Origin of the sequence: Frankia sp. AgPm24 (genome assembly GCF_023243055.1) — a bacterium.
In the GTDB taxonomy this organism is placed as follows: Bacteria; Actinomycetota; Actinomycetes; order Frankiales; family Frankiaceae; genus Frankia; species Frankia umida.
The window spans coordinates 15,103-39,076 of sequence record NZ_JALKFW010000168.1 but is presented as its reverse complement, the minus strand read 5'-3'; the positions used below and the strand labels follow the sequence as shown (position 1 = coordinate 39,076).

The 23,974-nt window shown below is 71.3% G+C and carries 12 protein-coding genes, 1 pseudogene and 1 riboswitch; of the genes and pseudogenes, 3 read left to right on the top strand and 10 right to left on the bottom strand.

Annotated features, from left to right (window positions below):
* Positions 1-34 precede the first annotated feature (34 nt).
* Complete coding sequence (locus MXD61_RS10505; protein WP_248812645.1) at positions 35-856, top strand: hypothetical protein; 822 nt, start codon at positions 35-37, stop codon at positions 854-856.
* Entirely contained in the window at positions 853-8,562 is a 7,710-nt protein-coding gene (locus tag MXD61_RS10500) for a LamG-like jellyroll fold domain-containing protein (RefSeq protein WP_248812644.1), read from the top strand. The genes MXD61_RS10505 and MXD61_RS10500 overlap by 4 nt, the downstream gene beginning before the upstream one ends.
* 53 nt (positions 8,563-8,615) lie before the next feature.
* On the opposite strand, the gene MXD61_RS10495 is transcribed toward MXD61_RS10500, so the two are convergent.
* Together MXD61_RS10495 and MXD61_RS10490 are read right to left on the bottom strand one after the other, a co-directional pair.
* Entirely contained in the window at positions 8,616-8,810 is a 195-nt protein-coding gene (locus tag MXD61_RS10495) for a hypothetical protein (RefSeq protein WP_248812643.1), read from the bottom strand.
* Between the two features lie 149 nt (positions 8,811-8,959).
* Entirely contained in the window at positions 8,960-9,604 is a 645-nt protein-coding gene (locus MXD61_RS10490) for a GNAT family N-acetyltransferase (RefSeq protein WP_248812642.1), read from the bottom strand.
* A gap of 7 nt (positions 9,605-9,611) precedes the next feature.
* Positions 9,612-9,703: riboswitch (SAM riboswitch) on the bottom strand.
* 865 nt (positions 9,704-10,568) lie between these two features.
* Here MXD61_RS10490 and MXD61_RS28810 point away from each other — a divergent pair.
* A pseudogene (locus MXD61_RS28810) lies at positions 10,569-10,840 on the top strand (glyoxalase); the annotation flags it as partial.
* Positions 10,841-11,024: 184 nt separating this feature from the next.
* Here MXD61_RS28810 and MXD61_RS10485 read toward each other — a convergent pair.
* The 8 genes from MXD61_RS10485 to MXD61_RS10450 form a co-directional block, all read right to left on the bottom strand.
* Positions 11,025-16,478 (bottom strand): DEAD/DEAH box helicase, encoded by a 5,454-nt coding sequence (locus MXD61_RS10485; RefSeq protein ID WP_248812641.1) that lies wholly within the window; start codon positions 16,476-16,478, stop codon positions 11,025-11,027.
* Complete coding sequence (locus MXD61_RS10480) at positions 16,475-17,398, bottom strand: hypothetical protein (protein WP_248812640.1); 924 nt, start codon at positions 17,396-17,398, stop codon at positions 16,475-16,477. Before MXD61_RS10480 ends, MXD61_RS10485 begins: the two co-directional genes overlap by 4 nt.
* On the bottom strand, positions 17,395-19,425 hold the full coding sequence (locus MXD61_RS10475) for a hypothetical protein (RefSeq protein ID WP_248812639.1): 2,031 nt from the start codon (positions 19,423-19,425) through the stop codon (positions 17,395-17,397). The genes MXD61_RS10480 and MXD61_RS10475 overlap by 4 nt, the downstream gene beginning before the upstream one ends.
* A 172-nt stretch (positions 19,426-19,597) precedes the next feature.
* Positions 19,598-19,768, bottom strand: a complete 171-nt coding sequence (locus MXD61_RS10470) for a hypothetical protein (RefSeq protein ID WP_248812638.1) — start codon at positions 19,766-19,768, stop codon at positions 19,598-19,600.
* 177 nt (positions 19,769-19,945) lie between these two features.
* Entirely contained in the window at positions 19,946-20,830 is an 885-nt protein-coding gene (locus MXD61_RS10465) for an alpha/beta fold hydrolase (protein WP_248812637.1), read from the bottom strand.
* A 230-nt stretch (positions 20,831-21,060) separates the two neighbouring features.
* Positions 21,061-22,155, bottom strand: coding sequence for a hypothetical protein (locus MXD61_RS10460; RefSeq protein ID WP_248812636.1), 1,095 nt, complete (start codon positions 22,153-22,155; stop codon positions 21,061-21,063).
* Between the two features lies 1 nt (position 22,156).
* Entirely contained in the window at positions 22,157-23,119 is a 963-nt protein-coding gene (locus MXD61_RS10455; protein ID WP_248812635.1) for a hypothetical protein, read from the bottom strand.
* 55 nt (positions 23,120-23,174) lie between these two features.
* Entirely contained in the window at positions 23,175-23,957 is a 783-nt protein-coding gene (locus MXD61_RS10450) for a thioesterase II family protein (RefSeq protein WP_248812634.1), read from the bottom strand.
* Between the last annotated feature and the right edge of the window lie 17 nt (positions 23,958-23,974).

Genomic DNA, 23,974 nt, shown 5'->3' with positions numbered 1-23,974 from the left:
GACCCTCACCCGTCTCCCCCACCCGAGGACTCCGATGCGTCCCGTCTTCCGCAACGCCGCGCCGTCGATCCTGTCGCTGTACGGCCGGGCCAGCCGCAGCGCGTCCACCGTCGTCTACGACTACCACGCCTACGGCGGCGCGCTGCTGGAACGCCTGGGTGAGTACTGCTCCTACTGTGAGGTCGCCCTGTGCGGCAACGCGGCGATCGAGCACCTGGCCGGCAAGGGCTTCGAGCCGCAGTTCGAGAACGCCTGGAACAACCTGTTGCTCGCCTGCACGAACTGCAACTCCCGTAAGGCTGTCAAGGGAACGTCGATCAACCTGGGCGATTTCCTGTGGCCGTGCGACATGCGGATCGACACGTCGACCGCGTTCCGGTACCGCAGGGTGAACGGCCTGGTGCTGGTCGAGCCCGTCGCGGGGACGCTTGCGACCAGGGCCGCGGCGACGATCGCCCTGTTCGGCCTCAACAACGTTCCCGCCGAGAACGACAGGCGCTCCAGTGACCGCCGGGTCCGCAACCGCACGAACACCTGGGACACCGCCGTCACGCTGGCCGACCGGTACATCCAGGCCGGGGCCGCGACCGGAGGGTTCGACCAGCGTTTCCCCCAGCTGCTGGCGGAACAGATCAAGGCGATCGCGACGACGCTGGGTTTCTGGTCGGTCTGGATGACGGTGTTCGAGGACCGCCTGTACGCGGCCGACCTTCCGGACCCGATCGTGCAGGGCCAGCTCGACAGACTGTTCTGCGACACCTTCACCGGCACGCTGCGCGGGCGGCTGCGCGTCACCCAGCAACTCCCCTACTCCGGATACACCGGCCTGCCGGTCATGACGAAGGCGAAATCTTGATCATCGAGACGCTGGCGGACCTGGCTGGGCTGAGTGCCGACGGGCTGACGCTCGCGACGGCGACGATCACCGTCACCGCCGGCGAGGTGACGGTGATCGGGCCAGCTCGGGTGTTCGGCGGGGACGGCAGTGTCACGGCGACGATCCGCCCGGACGGCTCCGGTGGCCTCACGGTCACCTCCTCGGTCGCGACCGGTCCGACGACGTTGCGCGCTCTCGGCGCGCGCGGCTGGCTGGGCGCCGAGGTCGACGTCGACGCGCTGCCGGAACTCACCCTGGCGGCACTCACCCTGAGGACCGAGCCGGAACGCGGGAACATCGTCGCGACCGCGCCCCTGCCGCCGCGGGCGGGACTGCTCACCGATCCGCTGCCGCTGCGCGCCGGCCAGCTGCGGATGCTGCTCGTCCCGGGCGCCGGATCCGACGTCGGCTACGCCGAAGCCGAGATCACGGCGCTGCTCGCCCCGCCCGCCACCGACCCCGCCACCGCGGGGGCCGGCGGTGGGCTGCCGGTCACGATCGACCTGCCCGGCGGCGGCCTGCCCTGGCGGGTGCGCGGCGCGGATCCCGTCGGCGCGGACCTCGCCGACCTGGCCGGTGACCTGCTCGCCGTGACCGGTGTCGGCGTCGCCGTCGTGCTGCCGCCGGGGTTGCCCGGGGCCTTCCGGCTGACCGCGCTGGAGACCGAGCTCGCGCCGAACGCCGCACGCGACCCGCTGTCGGCGTCGTTCGAGATCGCCACGGCCCGTCCCTGGGTCCTGGTCGCGGATGTGCTCAGCGTCGACGCCCTCGGCGCCCGGCTGCGCCTGGAGCCGCGCACCGACATCGACGGCGCGGTCACCGGCTGGTCGACGATCGGTTCGCTGAACGGGACGCTCACCCTGTTCGGGCTGGCGATCGACGTCGAGGTGCCCGTCGGCGGCGGCCCGCTCGAGCTGTCCTGCCGGCCCGGCGTCGACCTGCCCACCTTCGGTGAGCTCGGCGACGGCCTCGCCCATCTGCTCGGCGTGGACGATCTCAGCTCCTACCTGCCGCCGGGGATCACCACCATCGGTGGCGTCACCGTCGACCAGCTCGCCCTGACCGTGGATCCGGCGGCCGGCACGCTGGAACGAGTCTCGGTCGCATTGAGCATCCCCGACGACGTCAGCTGGTCGCTGCCCTACCTGCCCGGCCTCAGCCTCGAGTCGCTGAGCGTCGAGCTGGTCGCGACGCGTCCACTGGACGAGGCCAGGCGCGCGATCGGCGGGCGTGCCATCGTCGGCACGACCGTCGCGGAGTGCGCCGTCACCGTCGACCTCGCGCGGGAACCGGGCTCCGACGAGTGCCTGATCAGCCTGGTCGCCTCCGACCCGATCGGCACGCCCGAGCTGCTGACGCTGGTCGGCCTGGACGGTGCCGCCTTCGCCGCCGCCCTGCCGCCGGGTCTGTCGCCGGTCGCCGATCTGGGCCTGTCACGCCTCGACATCGTGTACAGCCTGAGCGCGCGGCGGGCCGTGGCGGTCCACAGCGAGGTCGAACTCGCCGACACCTGGGTGCTCCTCGAGGATCGCCTGGAGCTGCCCGAGCTGTCCCTGTCCCTCGACGTCGAGCGCCCGGCTCCCCCGCCGTCCGGCTCCGCGGCCCCGGCGTCCACTGTGCCTCCCGCGACGACTGTGCCTCCCGCGACGACAGTGCCTCCCGCGACGACAGTGCCTCCCGCGACGACAGTGCCTCCCCCGACGACAGTGCCTGCCCCGACGACAGTGCGCGTCGCGCTCGACGGGGAGCTGCTGCTCGGCGGCGCACTGTTCTGGATCTCCGCCGTCAACGACGCCGCGGCCGAGCCCACCGACACCGAGGGCGACGGCGACGGCGTGGGTGGGAGCTCCGCCGATGCCTGGCAGGTGAGTCTGGCGTTGGCGGACGGCGAACAGATCATGATGACGGATCTGCTCACCGCGGCGGCGGGTCCGCTGTCGCTGCCGGGCGGCTTCCCCCAGATCGCTCTGACGGGTGCCTCGGTCCGCGTCGTGCCCGCGACGCTCGCGACCACCGCGTCGCTGGCGACGAAGGCGACCTGGGGGCCGTCGTTCGCCGGCACGACCGGGAGCATGGCGAACCTGTCGATGGCGCTGGCGGTCGCGGCCGCGGACAGCTCCGGACGGCGCGCCACCACGCTGACCGTCGCCGGCTCGCTGGCACTCGCGCCGCTGCCCACCCTGGACGCGGTCGCGACGATCGGCCCGGACGGCACCGCCCTGCTCGGCGTCCTCAGTTCCGCCGACGCCCGCGGTCTCGAGGTCGCCGCCGTCTCCGACGGTTTCGCCGGCGCGGGCGCCTGGTCCGCCATCCCCGTGCCCGCCGGGTTCACCGTGCCGGGTCTCGGCGCGGCGGGCGGTGTCCTGCTCGACCTCACCGCCGAGGCGCTGATGGTCTTCGGCCAGGCGAACCGCCTCGGCACCGCCGCACTGATCGTCCAGCGCCTGCCGGCCGAGGCCGGCACTTCCCCCGGCGGGGATGAGCGGACCGGGTCGCCGCTGCCGGCGGCGGGTTTCGGCGTCACCTTCGTGCTCGACCTCGCCGACGGCTTCCGGTTCGCCCATCTCGTCCCCGACGGCGCCGGCGGCCCGGCCGCGACACTGCGCGCGGCGTTCGCGGCGATCGACACGTTTGTCGGGATCCGCCACGCCAGCGTCTCGGTGTCCTCGTTCGCGCTGCCCGTGGGCGGTGCGGACGCGCCGGGTCCCTACGCGAGTGTCGCCCGGCTGCGAGCGGCCGCCGCCGCGCTGCCAACGCCGGTGGCGATCCCGGCGGTGCCCGTCGCGCAGGTCCGGGGACGGGGGTTGAACGTCGACGGCGAGCTCGTGCTGCGCGGCGGCGGGGACGTGTGGGAGATGCTCACCGTCGTCCTGGAGACGCGGGCGGACACGGCGGTGATCGTGCACGCCACCGTCGACCCGCTCGACCCGGCGGCCACCGTCCTGACCGCCGACCTCGGCGAGTTCGTCCTGCTGCGCACGGTCACCGTCGCGCGGACGCGGTTGAGCTATGTCGCCCGCGACGGCGCACCGGTGAACGTGACCTGCGCGGGCAGCGTCTCGGTGCCCGGCGAGGCGACCCCGGGCCACCCCGGCACCGTCCTGCTCGACCTCACCGGCGCGTTCGTCGTCAGCGCGACGCGGGCCAGCGCCGCGCTGAGCGCGACCGCGCCGCTGCGCCGGCCGCTGGGCATGCCCGGCATCGCACTGCGTTCGGTCGCGCTCCAGTTGGAATGGACGAGCCAGCCGGCGCCGGTGGGCAGCCCCGCGGGCACCGCGCCGGCGCGGCGGCTGACCCGGTTCGCCCTCGTCGGCGCGGTCACCGTCGGCTCGGTCGCCGAGCTGACCGGTGAGGTGCGTTTCCGCGACGGTGTCGCCGCGCTGGCCCGGGTCGGCCTCGCCGGGTCCGTCGGCCTCGGCGAGGTGCTCAGCCAGTGTGTCGGCGCCGGCGACTGGAGTTCCACCGGGCTGCCGGATCTGATCCTGCGCGACGGCGAGCTCGTCCACGTCCCGGCGGGCGCGCCACCCGGTCCGGACGGGACGCCGGCACGGCCGGGAACGCGGCTCGCGGCGACGGTGGAGGTCCTCGGCGTCGACTTCGCGCTGGCCGCCGAGCTGACCGAAGGCACGGGTCTGACGGGGAGCATCGGCCTGGGCGACCCGCTGGAGCTCGGGTTCGCGACGCTTCTGGGGCCGACCGGGCTCGCGGGCCCGCGGGCCGCCGTCGAGATGCGCCGCACCGCGCCGACGATCCTCTCCCTCGGCTTCGGCCTGGACCTGTTCGGCCTGCGTCTGCGGGACGGCCGGCTCAGCTACACCGCGGCGACGGCGACCCGGGCGGCCGTCTACGCCGGCCAGATCACCTACGACGGGACGTCGACCCCGCTGGGTTCGACGTTCACCCTGGCCGTGGAGTGGACCGAGGCGGGCGGGTTCCGGGTCACGGACTGGCCGGCGCTGCCGACGCTGCCCGACATCGACCTGGTCGGGCTGCTGGAGAGCATCGGCTCCGGTGACCCGTGCGGCGCCCTCGGCGCGCTCGGGATCGGCCCGGACATCGTCACCGGCCAGTGCCGCACCAACATCCGCCTCTCGCCGGTCCCCGCCGCGTCGGCCACCGCGTCAGGCGCTGCGTCAGGCGAGGAGCCGGCGGGGCCGCGCGAACGCGCCCGCGCGCGCCTCGACGTCGACGTGTACTACGACGTGTCCGTCCGGACGCCGGCCGGCCCGGTCCTGCTCAACCCGGGCATGGACCCGCTGACGATCTCGACGACGATCGAGGCGCCGGCGTCCGCTGACCTTGGCGATCTCGCCGCCATGATCGTCGACACCGTGCTCGGCGGGGTGGCGGGAATCGTCCACGCGATCCTCGACGATCCCGCCGCGCTCGTCGAGCTGACCGGCGCGATCGCGCTCGAACATCTGTCGAGCAAGGCCATCGGCGCGCTGATCTGCCGTGGCGCCGACGACCCCGCGCTGCGCCGGCAGTACAGCGAACGCCGCGCCGAGAACCCCGACGACCCGAACTCCGGCGAGGCGGAGCTGGCCCGCGCGGCGCAGCTGACCGCGCGGACCGCCGAGGCGGCGACCGCGCAGGCGGCGGCCACCTCGGCGGAGCTGGTGTTCGCCTCCGTCGCCGTCGCGGTCGGTTTCTTCGGGTCGCTGCTGTCCGCCATCACCCGCTTCTTCGGCGCCGAGTCCGACGAGGAGCGCGACGCGCGACACAAACGGGAACGGGCGCAGGCCCTGGCCGCGCAGGCCGCCGCCGCGGTCCGCGCCAAGCTGCGCATCACCGAGGTGAGCCTGACCGCGACCGCCGCGAGCACCCTGCGGGCCAGCTGGCCCGACGTCCCCGGTGACCAGGTGAGCTACGAACCGGAACTCGTCGTCAGCGACGGCGACGGCGCGCACCGCGTCACCGTCCTGTCCCGTCCCCAAGGGCAGAACGCCACCTCGATCGAGGTCACCGACGCCCGTCTCGGCCCCGGCCGGCGCGTGACACTGCGGGTGACCGCCTCCATCCCCAAGCCCACGAACCCGTTCGACCGCTATGTCGGCGCCGTCGCCGAGACGACCTACCTGATGCCCTCCTACGACCTGCGCGACCTCGGCGTCGAGCAGGTCGGCGCCGGGCTGTCGCTGTGGTGGCACTCGGGTGCGACGGCACCCGGCGGCTGGCGGATCTCCCTCACCCCCGCTGCCCGGCCCGTCCCCACGGCGCCGGCCGGCGCGGGCGACGAGGAGTCCGGCGAACCGGACGCGCGCGGCGACGACACCGCACCGCAGGTCACGATGCCGATCCTCATGACGCCGATCGTCGTGACGCTGCCGGGAGACGGGCCGGCCGCGTGGTCGACGCCGGACGGGCTGGCAGCCGAGACACCCATCGAGATCACGGTCACCGCCACCGGCACCGCCTACCCCGTCGCGCCGATCACCACGACCGTCACCCTGTTCGACGCGCAGGCGCCGGCGGACCTGCGGCTCTTCCTCGACGTGGCGGAGCACGCCGTCGTCCTGTCCTGGCCCGACGCGCCGCGGTATCCCGACGGCGGCTACCGCCTCGAGCTGCTCGCCGCCGGCACCGCCGCCGCGGGCACGGACGCGGCGGCGCCGCTGGTTCTCGACGCGGCGACGGTGCTCGACCGGGAACGCCGCGGCGACGCGACGTTCACCGACCCGGGGTTCACCCCGGGCGGCGCGGTGCGCGCCCGGGTCGGTTCCCGCGCCGCCGACGGCCGGCTGGTCTGGGGCGAGCCGCGCGACCTCACGCTGCCCACCCTCGACGCCCCGACGATCAGCGAGGTGCGCTTCGACCGCTCGGCCGTCGTTGTGGTCGCCACGTCGGTCGCGGGCGCCACGGACTACGACGCGTCGCTCGTCGACGGCGACGGGGCGCCCTGGCCGCAGTGGGTCGACGGCTACGTCGACCAGCTCCCCGGCCCCGACAACGACCGGCCGCCCACCGCCCATCTGAGCGCCACGTTCGAGGACGGCCAGCGGGGCGGCGCGCGGATGCGCGCCCGCAACGACGTCTGCGCCGGCCCGTGGAGCGACCCCGGCGCCTTCGACCCGCTCGCCGCGGCCTGGCTGACGGTGCGTCTGCTGCCCGGGGTCGGCTACGCCTTCGCCGACGACCTGCCCAGCGGGGTGCGGATCTGGTGGACGCCGGTGAGCGCCGAGGTCGACGGCTACCGGCTCACCCTCACCGACACCGACGCCGAGAACCAGCCGCCGCTGTCCCACGACGTTCCCGCGGCGGCCGAGCCGGGCGCCGGCCCGCTGACCGATCTCACGGTCGGGGCGACGTACGCGGTGTGCGTCCAGGCCCGGGTGGGACGCTCGTTCGGCCCACCGTCGGAAACCATCAGGGTCCGCCGCGCCGCGCACACCCCGGCGTCGCTGACCTACCTCGGGTACGACGGCAGCCGGATCACGGCGAACTGGCAGCCCGCCGACCCGCAGGGCCCTTCGTACGAGGCGGAACTCACCGACCCGGACGGCACCGTCATGATCGCCACCGAGGCCACCGGTGACGCCCTCGCGCTGGAGTTCCCGCCGCCGGACGTCGCCGACAGGTGGCCCGCCGGCGAGTACAGCCTGCGCCTGCGGGCCAACCGCTGGAACGAGCCGGACGGGACCGCCGAGTCGCAGCGGGAGCCGTGGAGCGAGTACGCCCGGATCACCCGCCTCGGCGGTCCGCCGCCCCTCACCGCGGTAACCCGGTTCGGGGACTCGATCACGGCGAGCTGGGAGCCGGTGGCCGGCGCGGACCTGTACCGGGTCGAGCTGCACGGCGCCGGGCCGTCCCCGGCGAGGCTCGTCACCCCGTCGACGTCGGTGACACTCCTCGCGCCGACGCCCACGACCACGCCGACATCGCAGACGGATCCGCGGGTGCGTGTCCGCGCGGAGAACGCGCGCGGCGACCTCCTGCCCGGACCATGGACGGAGCTCACCGGCGCCGTCGCGGGCGGCCAGCCGTTCCTGGAGCTTCCCGGCGAGGGCTGGGGCTCGGTGCGCTACCGGACCCGCGACTCCCGCCGCCCCGACATCGGGGTGAACACCCTGTACAACCTGATGAACGACGGCTTCACCCTCGAGGCGGAGGTCCACGTCGGCGACCTGACCGGCGAGCGCCCGATCCTGCGCGTCGCCCAGGCCGACGGCAGCCCGTACCTCGCGGACGGCCCGTCGCTCCTGCTGTTCCTGCGCGACGGCCACGCCGCCTTCGGGATGACCTGCTACACCTGGGACAGCGGGGTGCCGTCCAACCCACGCTTCCAGGTCATCGCCGCCCCGGAGCCGATCGCGACCGGCACGTGGACCCACCTCGCGGTGACCCAGCCCTACAGCGGCCCGACCATCCTCCACGTCGACGGCCAGGAGGTCACCCGCGGCTACTACAGCGCCACCTACCCCGGTTTCGACGTCTACGAGGTCGGCCGCTCGGGCGAGGACCACTTCCGCGGCTACCTGCGCGAGATCCGCGTGTGGAGGGGCCCGCGCCCACCCGAGGAGATCAGCGCGACCATCGGCCAGGACCTGCGCCCACGCCTGGGCGACCTCATCCCGCACGGCCTCGGCGCCTACTGGCCACTGCGCGACGGCTCCGGCACCACCGCGACCGACGCCATCGACGCCAACAACCTCACCCTGCGCAACACCGCCTGGGGGGCGCCGTGAGTACGCCCCGGGGCACACCTGGCCGGACCTCGGTCGCCCGGCCGGCGTCTACGTCACCTGGTCAGCCTGGGCAGCCGAGGTCGAGCTCGGCCAGAACGGCGGGCGATGCGCTGGCGTAGGCCCGGCGCCACGGCGAAGGTAGCGGCGGGCACGTCGAGGTCGTCCGGGTAAAGATCATCGTTGCGACCCTCGCCGAACGCGGGCACCCGGCGCTGCGAACCACCTGTCTGCCACAGTGCCCATCCCACCGGGCCCTGTCCGCCAAGATGGGATGAGACAGGTAGTGCATAGTATCTTGGCGGGCAGAGCGGCCACCGACCCCGGATCGGGTCAGCCCGCCAACCCGATCCGGATCTGACAGAAGACCTTCCCAAGGCAGACCAAAGGATCGAGTCGATCACGACGCCGGCGGGCCAGACACTCCTGCGGCCATGCCCGCCGAGGCCAGACGGGTCATGAGGGCTCGTCGGACAGCCGGCCATTCGGAAGCGACCACCGCGAACATCGCCGAGTCCCGCACCGTCCCCTCCTCCCCCGGCGCCCAGGACATCGACCAGTTACGAAGGACGCCCTCGAAGCTGATACCCAGTCGTGTCAGCGCCCGCCGGCACCGGTGGTTGCGGGCGTCGGTGTTCAGATCGACCCGTGCGACCCCCAGGGTCTCGAACGCATACCCCAGCAGCAGAAGCTTCGCCTCGGCGTTGATGCCGCTGCCCTGCGCGGACGCCGCGAGCCAGGTGGAGCCGATTTCGACGGCTCGCAGGGCCGGCCGATCCGGCCAGGGCCGCGGATCCAGGAATCCGGTGCACCCCACGGCTTTCCCGCCACGCACCCGGACCTGGGCGAACGGCGTCAGCCCAGGCCTGGCCAACAGCGCCGCCGCATACCCCCGCGTCTGGCTCCCACGGGGAACCAGCGTGAACCCGTAGGTCTCCCGGTCCTCCTCGACGGCCGCGGCCAGGTCGACCGCGTGCTCCATCGTCAACGGCTCCAGCCGCACCAGGGAACCAGCGAGAACAGGAACATCGAGCTGAACACTCATCGGAGTTTCCTCATCGTTCCTGGCGTTGGCACCTTGCCCGCGCTGGACAGGTTGCCGGACCGTCACCGGGCCAGGTCCCTCAGATCCTCTGGATGATCAACGAGAGTCGATTGTCCCCGACCACAGAGAGCCACGTCAACACGAACATGCGATGAAGGGCGAAACGCAGGACCTCGGCGCCCTGCCCGTCGAGAACGCCGTGGGACCCGTCACTGACCCCACAGCGAACAGCTGATCCACGTCGAGCTGTCGACGGTCCTCGGTCTGCCCCGGACAACACTGGCCGAGCTGTGGTGTCGGCTCACTCGACGCCATCGCCGCCGAACTCAACGGCAGACCCCGGAAATTCCTCGACTGGAAAACCCCGACGAGGCCTACGCCGAGACCCACAATCTGAAAGAATTTGGACCGTCGGTGCACCGACCGTTGGAATCCGCCCCACATTGATGCCACACATGGCGACGAACATTTACCAGGAACGGATCGGCGCCATCCCCCGGGTGTTGTAGTAGATATTTTGGTAGGTCTCATTCTGGGAGATCAGATTCGCGTTGAGCTGCTGATTCTGGTGGGCCAAGTCACCGATGTTGCCATCCGGAGCCTGGGCAACCGCCGCACCCGCGAGAGGCAGCATACCTCCACACGCGAGAAGCGTTCCGAAAATAACTACGCACATCCGATTCCGACGCATTCTTATTAAATCCTTCCGAAGGCCAGTCACATAGTCCTCAATTGACCGGATATTCATATCACGAACGAATCCGCGCCTGCAAGGCGTCTATCAGAACGGGGCATTAGTCCCCCAACATTATGGGCAAAATGCCCGACCGGTGATCCGACAGACTCGTTGTCGAGAGCACCTTTCGTCTGCGCGCGACTCGACCGGGCGGCCGGCTGATGGCCGCCGTGACACCCGAGAGGACAGCGACCCAGGGTTCACCGTCCCGCACTGCCCTACGACACGATCGACGCCACCTCCCCGCACGGCCTGGGCCCACACCACGTCCAGCTGGCGATCCCACCCGGCAGCGAGGAACTCTGCCGCAGGTTCTACGTCGACGTGCTGGGCATGACCGAGAGCCAGAAGCCGCCGGTGCTGGCAACGCGCGGCGGGCTGTGGCTACGCGCGGACCGACTGGAGATCCACCTCGGTGTCGAGGAGACTTCCGGCCGGCGCGCGAGGCCCACCCCGGCGTCCTCGTCGAGGATCTGGACGGGCTGGCGAACCGACTGGGGTTCCTCCAGCCCATCCGGGACTGACCGCAACGCGTCATCCGCTCACCGATTCCTTCTGCCCCTCCAGGCCCCCACACCAGTGCGTTCACCCGACGCGACGGCTCGGGTGGCGGGGTAGTGGCTCGCGTCCCCTCGGGCACAACCTAATGAGATCAACACGGTCTCTGACCTGGAGCTCACCCGACTATGGACGTCCGGGTGCGAGAACGGCTACGAGGGCCTCCTTGACCAGCATCGGGCTTGCTTCCATGGTGTGGAAGTCGGCGATGACGACACGGTCCGCCTCGATGCCCTCGGCGGCGAGCGCGTCGAGGGTCTTCGCGATGCGGGGGCTGGCCACTGCCTGGTCGAACGCCTCCAGCGGGTGTTTGACCACCAGGGCCGCCCGTCGTGGCCCGCTCGCGACCAGGCAGGACGGTGTTGGTGTGGCGACCTCCCGCATGGCCGGTTGGGCCTTCAGCCAGCCGGCGAGCGCGCGTTCCTCGCGGTCTGGCCCCGGGGTGAGCAGGCCGTGGCGGAGCACGCCGAGAAGGTCGCGGGCGATTCGCCAGTCGAGGAGCGGATGGTAGGCCATGTTCGTGTAGTCCCGCAGGCACTGATAGCACGACGACATGCAGTCGTCCGCGTGGCCGGCGCCTTCCATGCCGGCCAGGTATCGCTGCACAGTGTCGAGGAATCGGCCGAGCTCGTCCGCCTCACCCAGGTGGGAGCTGAAGCCTGCTCCGTTCTCCAGGGTGTCCGCCAGGAAGGCGTAGAAAGCCTGTTCGTCGCCGCGGGACGCGGAGTGGATGCCGGCGGTGATCTCCTGCGGTTGGATGTCGAGGTGGTCCGCGGCGGCGCTGCGCAGCAGGAACGCCAACGAGTACCAGGCCGTCCGCAGCCCGTGGGAGAGATCCGCCGCAGCCCGCGGCGCCACCCTGCGCAGGTTGAGCCGCAGTCCCTCCGCCGGCGGGGTGGGCGTGTGCGGGCCGACGAAGAACAGGTCGGTGTGCAGGACGGCACCGAGCGCCGTCCGGGTGACCTCCCCCCTGGGCACCCGGATCCGCGGATCGTCGAGATGGTCGACCACCGAGGTCTCGAGATAGCCGCCCCAGTCGTGGCCGGCGCGGACGAAGGTGAACATCCGTCCCAGGTTGTCGTTGATGATGTGGCGATCTCCCCGCCCGGACAGAGCAACGAGATTGCGCCCCGTCGTCTCCTCTCGTAGCCGGTCAAGGTCGCTGGTGACGCGGGCGACGATCCGGCGTGGCGACCAGGTGAACGCGCCGTCGAAGTCGCGGGCCGCGTCGGCGCGGAATCCCAGCGGCTGGCGGACCTGCACCACGCGATAGCCGTCCCGGCCGCATGCCGGACAGAGGGCCACGGCATCGATGTCCTCCGGCTCGTCGACATGGTTGCAGTCCATGCACAGGCCGAGATGACGCAGGTGGACGAGTGGTTCCGGCAGCGGCGAGGGTCCGCGGTACGACGGTTGGAAGGCGGTCACGCCGACCGCCGTGTGCACCCATCCGTCCCGGACGATCTCGCTGCCAGGGGCGAACTGGGACAGTGCGATCGACACATCACGGTCGACGACGTCGTCGGGCGGCCATGGGAACGACCTCGTCGGTCTGGTCAGGTACAACAGTCGGACCTGCGTGGGGAACCCGAACATCGGCAGCCAGCCGGATTCGGCGAGCCGCTGGCTCAGCGCCTCGTGGCCGACCAGACGCGCGGCCACCTCGTCGATCGCATCGGGCAGTCGCCGGACGCCATCGACCGCCTCGTCGACCGTCAGCGGGATGGCCGCATGGGTCGACAGAGCGTGGAAGGCCGCCGCGACGGCGTCGGTGTTCGCCGCCAGCCAACGCCGGATGTGCTGGCTTCGCGACACCCATTCGCCGACCGTGCCGTACTCACCGTGGACGTTCGGCTGCCGACCGTCGACCCTCAGCTCGTCGGGGAGCTCGCGGAACGCCTCGCGCAGAACGGTCGCGCTCAGCGAACGTTCGAAGATCTCACGTTGGCCCATCGCCAGGTACGGCGCGGGTGTCGGATCGTTGGTGATCGCCGTCGGGTTCTGGAAGTAGTGCTCGTCGTGGCTGCGGCCGCGGCAGACGGTCAACGCGATGGCGACGGGCGAGCCACGCCGCCCGGCCCGTCCGACGCGCTGCTGGTAGTTGTAGCGGGTGGGCGGCATGTTCGCCATGGCGACGCTGGTCAGCGCCCCGATGTCCACGCCGGCTTCCATCGTCGTCGTGACGGAGAGCAGGTCGAGCCCCTCGGCCAGCGGGATCTCGTCATCGAGGAACACGTCCTGGAAGATCGCCTGGCGGCGCTGCCGTTCGGTGCGGCCGGTCTGGCCGGTCAGCTCCGCGCAGGCCAGCCGGAAGCGACCGCGCCCGGTCGACGCCTTCCATCCGTAGTAGTCCTCGCGGGAGTCCCTGGGCGGGCTGCTCGCCTCCCGCAGTCCGGTTCGGCACTGTGTACAGATCAGGCTGCCTGGATGCAGATGCTGGCGGCGGCAGCCCGGACAGGTCCAGGCCGCCTGGGCCGGGCGGCGCACCACGACTTCCTTCGGGTCGACGAGGTAGCCGCGGACCGCCTTGTCCCAGCCCTGTTCCGCCCGCGCCTCAACCTCGTCGGCGTCAAGGCCGTGGGCCCGGCCGACCGCGCGCCAGAAGGCCCGTAGCCGTCCGGGCGGGCGGGCGCTCTCGTCCCGGTATCCGACGAAGCGACGCAGCTCTGCGAGGATGCGGATGCTGGCCCGGGCGATCGCGGTGGGATCGGTCGGGTCGAGGGTGAGTGGGCGGGCTCCCAGCCGCAGGTCCAGCCAACCGAGGCCAAGCGACTCGAAGTCACGGCCCGCACCGGAGAGCAGGTTCTCGATCACGTTTTCCAACAGGTCGGTCTCCGCGCCTTCCAGACCAGAGCGCTGCGAGTCGGTGAGCGTCCCGCGGACGGTGGGAACCGTGCCCGACCAGTCGTAGAACTCGTGCCAGTCGTCGTCGCCGTATCTGTGCCGGGACGGCTGCGGCCCGGCGGGATTCACCCCCATGCGGACGAGCCGCTGTTGGATCTTCGGAACCAGCGACTGCAACGTCGGAGGCTCGACGAGCTGGGCCTCCACCGCCGCCGATTCCTCGCCGCTGATCCACGCGAAGACCAGCGTCTGGAAGGTGGCGTCGAAACGCTGGCTCAAGCGGTCGTAGGCCGCCTTGTTCTCCGGTGTCCTTGCACCCTGGGTCCACCGGCGAGCGGCCTCGATGTCCACCGCAGCGCTGTCGTCCTGCGCGAGGATCTCGACGAGGAGCAATCGGACCAGGTCCTGGTAATGGCGCAGCCCGACGCCCGCAGCCATCTTGGCAGCGTCCTGCCGGCTGTCCGAGAACAGCAGAACCTTGCGCTCCCGTTCACCGAGCTGGCCGGCCAGCTCGGTGACGAGCACCTGGTTGATCTTTTCGAAGCCGGTACGCATCAGTCGCAGCGGGGACCGATAGCGCAGCGGGTCGGTGGGCGCGAGCGGACGTGTTCGGGACGCGCCCTTCCTGTACATGATCTCCCAGTCGGCGCCGCAGGCCGGGCAGCGGGTGGGAAACGGCGGGATCGCGCCGCGGTCGACGCCCGATCCTCGCTTCGCCGAGACGTGGAAGCTCCAGCCGGTGAAACCGTGCTCTCCATTGGTCACTCGGCCGGTGGCCGGGTCAAGCGCACTACGCCGGAAGGTGAAGGTCAGCTCTCCGCGCCTCCAGGAGGCATCGTCGTCGGCCTGCTGCGGCTGGGTGGAGGGCCAGTAGACGATGTAGTTCGCCGCCGTGCGATCAACGGCGGCCTGCTCCGGCAGCCGGGTGAGTTCAGGGACGTCCGGGAACAGCTCGCCACGGAAGGTGGCTCGTTCGGTCTCGGCCGCGACAGTGAACCCGCCGAGCATGACGTCTCCGCAGCTCTGGCAGAAGACGAGTTCGAGCACGCGAGCGCCGCAGCGACACCGGTCCCGCGGCTGGCCGTAGAGCCGGCCGACGGTGCGTGCCCGCCCGCCGCCCGTGACGGGGGCCGTGTCGACCGGGCCGGCCGAATCTGTGGGGTCATCGACGGCGGAGCAGGCTGGGTCGGTGCATGCCCAGATGCCGCTGACGTTACGGAAGAACAGGTGCGCGCGGATCTTCGGCAGCGCGTCAGCCTCGTCTGCGGCGCCCGCCGTGCGCAGGGCCTCGAGCAGCCCCTGCAGCGCCGTCCGACCCTGCGACAGGGCCACCCCGGGAAACAACCGGGCGGCGAGATCGGATGCGGTCCGGGTTACTGACCCACCGTGGTCCGGGTCCTGCAACGCGGCGCGCAGTGCGGCCGGGGCGCCGGTGTGTCCGAGCAACTGAGACGCGTCCTGCGGGGTGAGATCGTCCGGACCGGCCGCGACGCCGAACTCGGCGGCGGCACCGCTGAGGTTGATGGTGCCGGGCGATGACGTGATCACCGTTCCGGCGACGAAGTCGAAGGTGTCCGCGTCGACGGCGAAGAACTCGGAAAGGAAACGACGGTCCCGTTCCGGGTCCAGCGAGGCCGAGGCGGCGAGGATCCGCAGTTTCTCCGGCCGGCCGGCGATCCCCAACCGATGTCGGAGGTTGCGTAGCAGGTAGGCGACCTCGGTGCCGGCGGTGCCGCGGTAGAGGTGCAGTTCGTCGACGACCAGGGTGAAGCGGTTTTCGGGTTGTCGCGTGAGCCAGTCCCGGGTGGTGTCGAAGAAGTTCTGGTCCCGCGCCCGGCCCAGCATGATGTTGAGCATCGAGTAGTTGGTGATGAGGATGTCCGGTGGCGCCGCCGCCATGTCCCAGCGCGAACGCATCTCGGCGCCGTCGAGCCGGGGGACGAAGTGGCGGGCATCGCCGTCGGTGCGCCAGGCCTGCCGGGCACGTCGCTCGGTGGCGCGCAGATATCCCCGCAGCTCGGAGAGCTGCCGATTTTCACCGGGCTCGCCGGTGACGGGGGTGGCGCCGGTGTAACGGCCGAAGAAGAGCCGGTGGCCGCCGCGGTGGCGATCCAGCCAGTCGCGGGCCTCGTTGCTGTCGAGCGCCCGCCGCAGCCGCACCAGCTGGTCGTCGACGAGAGCGTTCATCGGGTAGAGCACAAGGGCACGCACCGCTGCCGGGTGACCGGTCTCGCCCTGTCGCTGAGCCTGGAACGGCCCCGAGGTCCGCCACCAGGGCACCAGCGGCACCGGGCCGCCGGTCCAGGCCCGCGACTCGACCAGCAGGCTCGCGATCACCGGCAGCAGGAAGGACTCCGTCTTCCCGGAACCGGTACCAGCGGTGATAACCATGTTCCGGTCTGGTCCAAGCCCGGCCGCCAGCGCCTGTTCCTGGTGGGTGTAGAGGCTGCGGCCCGGCGGCAGCAGGCCGCAGGCAGCGAATTCGGCGAGTTCCGGCGGCGCGCCGACTCGACGGCCCGACTCCACCGGCGAGTAGCCGGTCGTCACATATTCCGGCCGCAGCTCGATGAGCGGCTCGGTGTACACGCCGCCGGGCCGGTCGAGCAGGGCCCGCCGCTCGCGTGTCAGTCGGTCGTCGGCCAGACCGAACGGCGTGTCGTAGTACCGCAGATAAGCGTTGCGCAGCGCGTCGAACGTGCCGTGGACGTCAAGGCCTGCGGGCTGGTCGCCGGTCATGCATCCACCTTCAGAGCCGACGAGAGCGAGGTCGCGATGCGGTCGGCGACGCGGTGCGGCACGCCGTCATACCTGGTCTGGCCGGATTCGTGGACGGGCGGAAGCCCCGTACACAGCACGGCGATCCGCCGGTGCGCGAGCGGCAGCGGCATCCTGCTGTCGACGGACAGCACTCCGACCGCACCGTCGCCTTTGCCTTCGTCGCGCTCCCAGCGCAGTGGATGGATCGTTTCGCCGCCCACGAGATACCGACCTTCGGCCGGGGTGGTCCAGAACCACCGGTCGCCGCGGCAGAGCAGGTATTCCCTGGCTGTGCCGTGGGTCTCCCGCCGGTAGAGGCCCTCGCCGAAGTGACGACGGTCGACCGTCTGGAAGGTCATCGCTCGACGGTTCCAGCGGGCCATCGGTGGTCCCTGGCGTCCCGGCGGCTCCGCCGGTTTCCCCGGTTCCACCGCGCGCAGGGTCGCGCTGCGACGGAGCGCCGCGTCGGGCTCGAGAGGAAGACCGCCACGGGCTGCCGCCGCAGACAGTCGCCGGTCGTCCTCGTAGACCAGCCACCACGTGGACGGTACGGGGAGCCGTTCCTGACCGTCGTCGTTGCGGTGCACGACAACTCGTACACCCGTTCCCGTGGTGGCCTCGAGCTGCTCCTCGCGGACCACTCCCGTGAACAGGGCGACGCTCTCGCGACCGGGAAGTGTGGCCAACCCCGACGGCTGTGCCTCCCATTGCCGCCGATGCCAGTCGATCGTGAGAACACCCAGCTCGTTCATGGTCAGGACCAGCCGGCGCGCGGGGATGAGGTCCGCCGCGTCGAACCGGTCGTCCGCGTACCAGGCGATGGTCCGGTAGAGCGAGGCAAGCGACCCGCCTCGACGATCTGCCAACCAGGTGAGAAGAACATCCGGATCGAACGTCACCGTGTCTTCCAGCCAGCCTCGTGGGTGAGGACGCTCTGATGGTTGAGGACCGCCTTCTGGTAGCGACGCCAGGCCTTTTCGTGCGGCTGGCCGGCCTGGCTCGCCAGCACGAAGTGCGCCCACGCCTGCGTGTCGGCGGCGGTGAGGCGGTCGATTTTCGGGGAGTCGTCACGTAACTGGTGGACGATCGTGCTCGGTCCGGTTGCCGCCAGCCACACCGCGTCCCGCGGCGGGATGACTCGGTAGCTAAACGTCTGCAGGGTGGTGCCCCGCCGTTTCCACCACCGGGGCGCGGTCGGTTCTCCGACCGGGGTGGCGTGCCCATCAGCGCGGAAAAAATACACCTTCGCTCCGTGCGGGACCGGCAGGGACCGGCCCGAGCCGGCCGGCAGCTCCTCGATGCCGCCGACGGTGGTCGGACGTCGCGGCGGGTGCAGTGTGAACCGCCGGGTGAATTCGCCAGCCCGCACGGTGTAGGTGCCCTCGGCGAGACCAAGCGACCGGAGCCGGATGACGCGGCCGATCCGCGGCGGGCGTAGGCGTCGCCCGTTGAGCAGAACCGCAGTCGCGGTGTCGAACCCGGCGGGCAGCGCAACGTCGGGGGGGCCGTCGAGCAGATAGCGGGATCCGCGTGCGCCCTCGCCACTGTCCCGACCGATGCGCAGCCCGCCGACCAGGCGCAGTGGCGGCGCGGACCGTACCGCCACGCCGATTCCGAGCCGGTCGAAGACGGCGGTTGCCGCCACGGCGTCGGTGAACAACACGTCCCGCAGCACATGCCAACCCGGGAACGGGCCCGGCTCGGGGTCGACGTCGCCCACCGCGGCGCTCACCGCGTCCACCACGGGGCCAAGCCGATCGTCTCGCACGACGAACAGCAGCGGTTCGTCGGTGTCAACCGCGTCACCAGCGACCCAGGCGCCGGCCGCGTCGTCCTCAGCCGCGACCAGCAGGTTGCGGGGGCCTTGGGCGACACGCAGCCGGGTGCCGGTCGCCGTCATGCCCTGGACCAGCGCGGTCTCCACCGCAGGCGGATCGCCGGTGAGGGTGTAGGAGGTCAGACCAGGCTCGGCGCGCACAGTGAGGTTCCAACCGGCACCGGTCAGGGCGTCGCCGTCGACACCGTCGACGATCGGTGCATGCCAGCCGGCTTCCCAGTTCCCCCAGTCGGCGTCGACGAACTTCGGTTGCAGGACCAGTGTGAGTCGTCCCTGTGCCGCGGCCTGGCCGGGAATCTGGACCAGAGCCGCCGGCCGGTGCGATGAGCCCGCCACCGCCACGAGAATCCCGCCCAGAATCCTGTCCTGGTCTGACCGGGCGGTGAGGAGCGCTTCCTGTAGCGGTGGGGAGAGCCGCCTTGTGTCGAGTCCCTCCCAGCGACGCAGGGCCGACACGAGTTCCACCGGCTCCGCCGCCGTCACCGCGGACCGCCCGAGCGGTGAACGGAAGAAACGTTCCAGCTCCGGCAGGTCACGTTCCCGGACGATGGCCTGGGACAGCGCGAACACGATTCGCGACTGGTTGCCTTTACGGCGCCCGTCGTCGGGAAAGGTAACGATGCCCCGCGCGCCGTCCTGCTCGCGCATCCACTCGCCGAGGATCTCCCAGTGAGCGGGGATCTGTTCATAGCTTGTCTGCAGCCGCTGCAGGCTCTCCTGGTCGGTGCCGCGCGGCATGGGCAGACATTCGACGAGCCGCTGATAGTAGTTGCTGGACCAGACCCGACCTTCGCGGCGCATCAGGGTGCCGGCGAGCACGCAGACGGCGAGAAGCGGCAGGCAGGGCGGCGGCTGTGCACGTGTTCCCCGCCGCCAGGGCGGCACGGTACGGAAGATACCATCGAAGATGTCGTTCTGGTGGTACCAGTCAAGCCGCGACTGGACGGCTTCGACGAGATCCGGGCCGTCCGGTCCGCGTAGCGCCTTCGCCTTGTCGTTGTCGACGTAGAGGACGACCGGCCGTCCGGCCGCGCTCGGTCCGAAGAACTCCACCGTAAGCCGATCCTGCCACCATTGATACGGGTCCATCTACGGCCTCTTCCTCCCCCAGGACATCAGCCACGCACCCGCGCCCCAAGCCGGGCAGGTGACATGCACCGCCGCGCAACGACCGACACCAACCCGGTCCGGCAATCACCTCTCATCATATTCCTCATACGTTCCAGTGCCGTTCACGCCCGGCCTTCGTCCACGGTCGCGATCAGCTCGCCAGCTCCGCGCCCAACGCGGACGAACGCGGGCCGTCCCGTCCCCGTGCAAGCTCAGCGCCGACATCCTGATCGTCGGACACCTCGCCGCTCTGGACGAGATGCCCGATGCCGAGCCGGTCCGCCTCACCATGTAGCCCGCGCTCATGCCCGGCCGTCAGCACAAGACCCTGCCCGCACGGATACAACAGAGCCTTCCATGTACCCCGGACAACATCCGCCTGAAAGCGCTCCGTGTCGGAACGTAGAGCAGCGGCCACAACGCAACCATCCAGCCTGCCCGACGCATGCCTCGTCCGGCAGACGTGCAGGTCATCATCCACATACGGGGTTCTGGAGCCCTACCGGGCCGGACGCCCCACAGGTGCCCGCAGCCTGGCGGCGGGCGTCAGGAACCGGGCCGCCGTCACGCCCCACTGTCGCAGTTGAGCCCCTGATTCGGCGACGTGCAGCCGTGCGCCGGCCATCAGTTCGGCGAGTCGTTCGGCCGTGGAGACCGGATGCCCGGGATCACCGGCCCAGGCGAGGATCAGCACGGGCAGGTCGAGGGTGGCCAGGTCCTGCTCGGCGGGAAGATCGGAGGCCGCGGCGGCCCGCAGGACCGCGGGGAGGAGCTCCTCGCCGACGGCGGGGGCCGACGCCGGTCCGGGAAGATCAGGGAGATCGGCGAACGCCGGAGCGGCGAGGGACCGGGCGGCGAGCTTCGCGAGAGCGCCGGATCCGCGTGTTTCCACGAGGTCAGCCGCAAGCCGGTACAGGTCGGCCTGGGCCGCCCGGGAGGCCCAGGCGGTGGGTGGAGCGGTCAGGACCAGCCGATCGAAGCGACCCGGTTCCCGCACGGCGGCGTGCAGAAGGGTGGCGGTGCCCAGCGAGCAGCCGATCCCACTGACCGGCTCCGGGCCGACGAGGTGGTCGAGCAGGCCCAGGAGATCGCCGGCGAGCTGCGGCCAGGTGTACGACGCGGGGGTCGGCGTACCGGTCGACGCGCCGTGGCCGCGGGCGTCGTAGCGCACCAACCGCCGTCCGGCGGCGACGACCGGTGTCCAGTCGAACATCCCCGACGCCCGCTCGGTGGCCCGGCTCTGGAGGAGCCCATGGGCGTGGACCACCGCGGGTCCCGAACCCTCGTCGCTGTACGCGAGCCGCGCTCCGCGGACGTGCACCGTCGCGTGCACCGGGTCCCGGTCCAGGTACGCGGTCCGTGCCGTGCTGCCGACCTCGTTCATCGCACCATCCGAGGTGGTCGAAGGAGCTTGTCAGGCCGGACAGGCGCTACCCGGTGGCCACGACCCGGCACCGGAGAGCACCATGTTCCGTCAGGACAACAGGATCCGCGCGGGCCTCGGCGCGACGACACGGAGCCACCACAAGATGACACCGTGCGACGTCACTGTAGGAGTCCCGGCGATGGCACGCGAGAGGATCATGCCGCCGGCGGCAGCGCTGCGTGGACTCGTCAGTACAGTCCCTCCGGTGCCGACTGGGCGATCTGCAACGGACGGACGTTGGCCACGCCGTCACAGGGCCAGCCGTCGCCGGTGTCGTAGCGGACGGCCTGGTCGCGTTCCAGCACGTTCGGCAGGAACAGGTCGTCGTGCAGGACGGTGAGGCGCACCTGGCCGCCCTCGCCGTAACCGACCGTCCGCCGCCAGTCGGCCTTGTCGACCACCGCCATCGTGACCTGCGGATAGTTGGGCACGTAGGGCAGCAGATCGCCGTCGCGCTCGACGGGAAGGCTGGCCGCGTTGCCGAAGGTGTTGCCGTAGCTGACCCCGCACGGACCGCCGCCCAGAACCGCGACGAACTCGCGGTACATGTCCCCGCTGAGCTGGGTGCCGCTGAGCCGGGCCCCGGCCAGACGGCCCGCGAGGTCGGGGTGGCGGCGGGCCAGCGCCGCGAACAGCGCCGGGGTGGTGTTCAGGTAGTCGACCGGCTGGGTGGCCAGCACCGTACTGATCTGTTCGAGCAGGTGATCGGTGTAGTCGGCCGCGTCCTTGAGCCGTCCCGCGCGGATCAGGCGTTTGATCCAGCGGGGATCCATGTCGATGCCGTAGACCAGCGAGGCGTAGAGCTCGGAGATCTCCCAGGCGCCGTTGCCGATCAGGTGGGGGCCGGTCGGGGTGGCGTGCAGCCAGCGGCGCTCGGGTTCGAAGCCCTCGGTCACGAACGACCAGCGCCGCCACACTCCCCGGTGCAGGATCATCCGCGGGGTGTAGAAGACCCGGCACGGGCTGCCGGTCGTGCCGCCGGACTCCCAGATCCGCCCGCTCAGCGGCCTGGGCACGGATAGGGGCACCAACCCGGTCGGATCCGCCTCGCGCAGGACGTCGAGGGGGAACGGCCCGAAACTGGTCAGTTCGTCGTAGCGGGTGATGTCACGCGGGTCGAACGGCAGGTCGGTGGCGCGAGCGAGCCAGTAGGGGCTGCCCCCCTGCGGGTCGAAGTGGCGCCGCACGACCCGCGCCGTCCAGGCGTCGAGGTCCTCGGCCAGCCACTGCTCGGTCAGCGCCGCGTACCGCGACCGCACCGCCGACCCCGGCGCCGCGGGCATGTCAGGCTCCCTGTGGGAGCGTGAGGTCGATGCCGAGGTCGTAGATGGCGGTGCTCAGATCCGTGAGGTGCTCCGGCTTCTCCACGTGCACGACCGGGAACGGAAAGGCGATGACGCCTTCCGGCACGGCCGGGCCGATCACCACGCCGAGCCGGGTGCCACCGAGCGCGAGGCCCGAGATCAGGTGGACCATGCTGATCGGGGTGACGGCGTTGCGCAGGAACAGGTCACGCACCTGGTCGCCGGTGGTCAGTGCCTTCTCCTCCAGACAGGACGCCAGCGGGATCGTGGGCGCGCGGAACTCGACCGCCTCGATGTACGGCGCCAGGTAGTCGTTGGCCGCCTGCCGCAGCGGGCTGTGCACCGCCGTCGTCACGCCGGGCAGGACCACCACCGTCCCGGGGGGAACCTGCGCGGACAACGCCTCCAGGGCATCCCGGTAGCCGGCGAGCATCAGCATGGCCTTCGTGCCGTCGAAGGCGGTGCCGAAGTCGCCGGCGAGATGGACACCGGGTCGGGCCGGTTCGTGGTAGCTCTGGGTGTCCTCTTCGATCGGCACGAAGGCGAGCGCGAGGCCCTGGGCGGGGGCGTCCGGTGCCGGCGGCGGCGTGAGCCGGGTCTGCCACAGCAGGCCGAAGAACGCCTCCCGGTCGATCGAACCCGCCAGGCAGCTGCTGCTCATCGCGCCGAGGCTCAACCCGCCCACCGCGCTGGGATGGATTCCCTGCTCCGCGAGGATGTCGTGGATGCCCAGGGCGAGCGCCGCCTGGCGGATGGCGCCGATCGACTGCCGGGCCTCCTGCTCCTCGGGCAGCTCCTCGGTGCGGATCCGCGCCGGTGTCAGACCGGTCCATCCGCTGATGTCCGCGTAGAGTGCGCGCATCACCTCGAAGGCGTCGTACAGCTCGGATCCGGCGCCCGGATCGTGGCTGATTCCGCCACCAAGAATGTAACCGATGCTCATCTTTCCATCCTTTCGTTCGGCGCCACCCGAGGCGGCGTCAATGAAAGATCCGTTCTTATTTCCGGCTACCACTGACCGGACCGGTGAGGGCAGCCAGGTTTTCCGCGATGGCGGCCGTGACACCCTCGCGCTCGTTCACCAGATAGAAGTGGCCGCCGGGGAGGATGTGCGCTTCGAAGGGGCCGGTGGTGTGGTCGGCCCAGGCGCGCAGGTCCGCGACCGAGGCGTGCGGGTCGTCGTCCCCGCCGAAGGCGACGACGGGACAGGTCAGTGGGGGTCCGGGAACGTGGCGGTGACGCTCGACGGCCCGGTAGTCGCCGCGCACGACGGGCAGGATCATCTGCTGGATCTCCTCGTCGCCGAGAATCCTTGGGTCCGTTCCGGCGAGCTCGTGCAGCGCACGCAGGATGTCGGCGTCGGTTCCCTGGTGGACCAGCTCGATCCGGGGCACCGAGGGGGCACGGCGGCCGGAGACGAACAGGGCGACCGGGCCGGGTCGGCCGGCCCGGTCGAGCCGGCGGGCCACCTCGAAGGCCACGACCGCGCCCATGCTGTGGCCGAAGAACGCCAGCGGCGGGCCGGCGGCGGATCCGAGCAGCCCGGCCACCTGGTCGGCGACGTCGTCGATGCTCTCGAAGGGCGGCTCCGACCGCCGGTCCTGGCGGCCCGGATACTGCACCGCCCACAGGTCGGCGACGGATTCCAGGTCCCGGGCGAAAGGCTGGTAGAACGTCGCCGATCCACCGGCGTGCGGAAAGCAGACCAGGCGGATACCGGTGTTCCGCGCGGCGGCGAACCGCCGGAACCACAGGCTTTCGAGGACAGCGATGTCGGTCATGGTCGGCCTTTCGTCGT

Excerpts from the sequence above, each read along its gene's own strand:
- MXD61_RS10490 (WP_248812642.1), bottom strand. The coding sequence starts at position 9,604 with ATGAGTGTTCAGCTCGATGTTCCTGTTCTCGCTGGTTCCCTGGTGCGG.
- MXD61_RS10455 (WP_248812635.1), bottom strand. The coding sequence starts at position 23,119 with ATGAGCATCGGTTACATTCTTGGTGGCGGAATCAGCCACGATCCGGGC.
- MXD61_RS10475 (WP_248812639.1), bottom strand. The coding sequence starts at position 19,425 with ATGGACCCGTATCAATGGTGGCAGGATCGGCTTACGGTGGAGTTCTTC.
- MXD61_RS10505 (WP_248812645.1), top strand. The coding sequence starts at position 35 with ATGCGTCCCGTCTTCCGCAACGCCGCGCCGTCGATCCTGTCGCTGTAC.
- MXD61_RS10465 (WP_248812637.1), bottom strand. The coding sequence starts at position 20,830 with ATGAACGAGGTCGGCAGCACGGCACGGACCGCGTACCTGGACCGGGAC.
- MXD61_RS10485 (WP_248812641.1), bottom strand. The coding sequence starts at position 16,478 with ATGACCGGCGACCAGCCCGCAGGCCTTGACGTCCACGGCACGTTCGAC.
- MXD61_RS10450 (WP_248812634.1), bottom strand. The coding sequence starts at position 23,957 with ATGACCGACATCGCTGTCCTCGAAAGCCTGTGGTTCCGGCGGTTCGCC.
- MXD61_RS10460 (WP_248812636.1), bottom strand. The coding sequence starts at position 22,155 with ATGCCCGCGGCGCCGGGGTCGGCGGTGCGGTCGCGGTACGCGGCGCTG.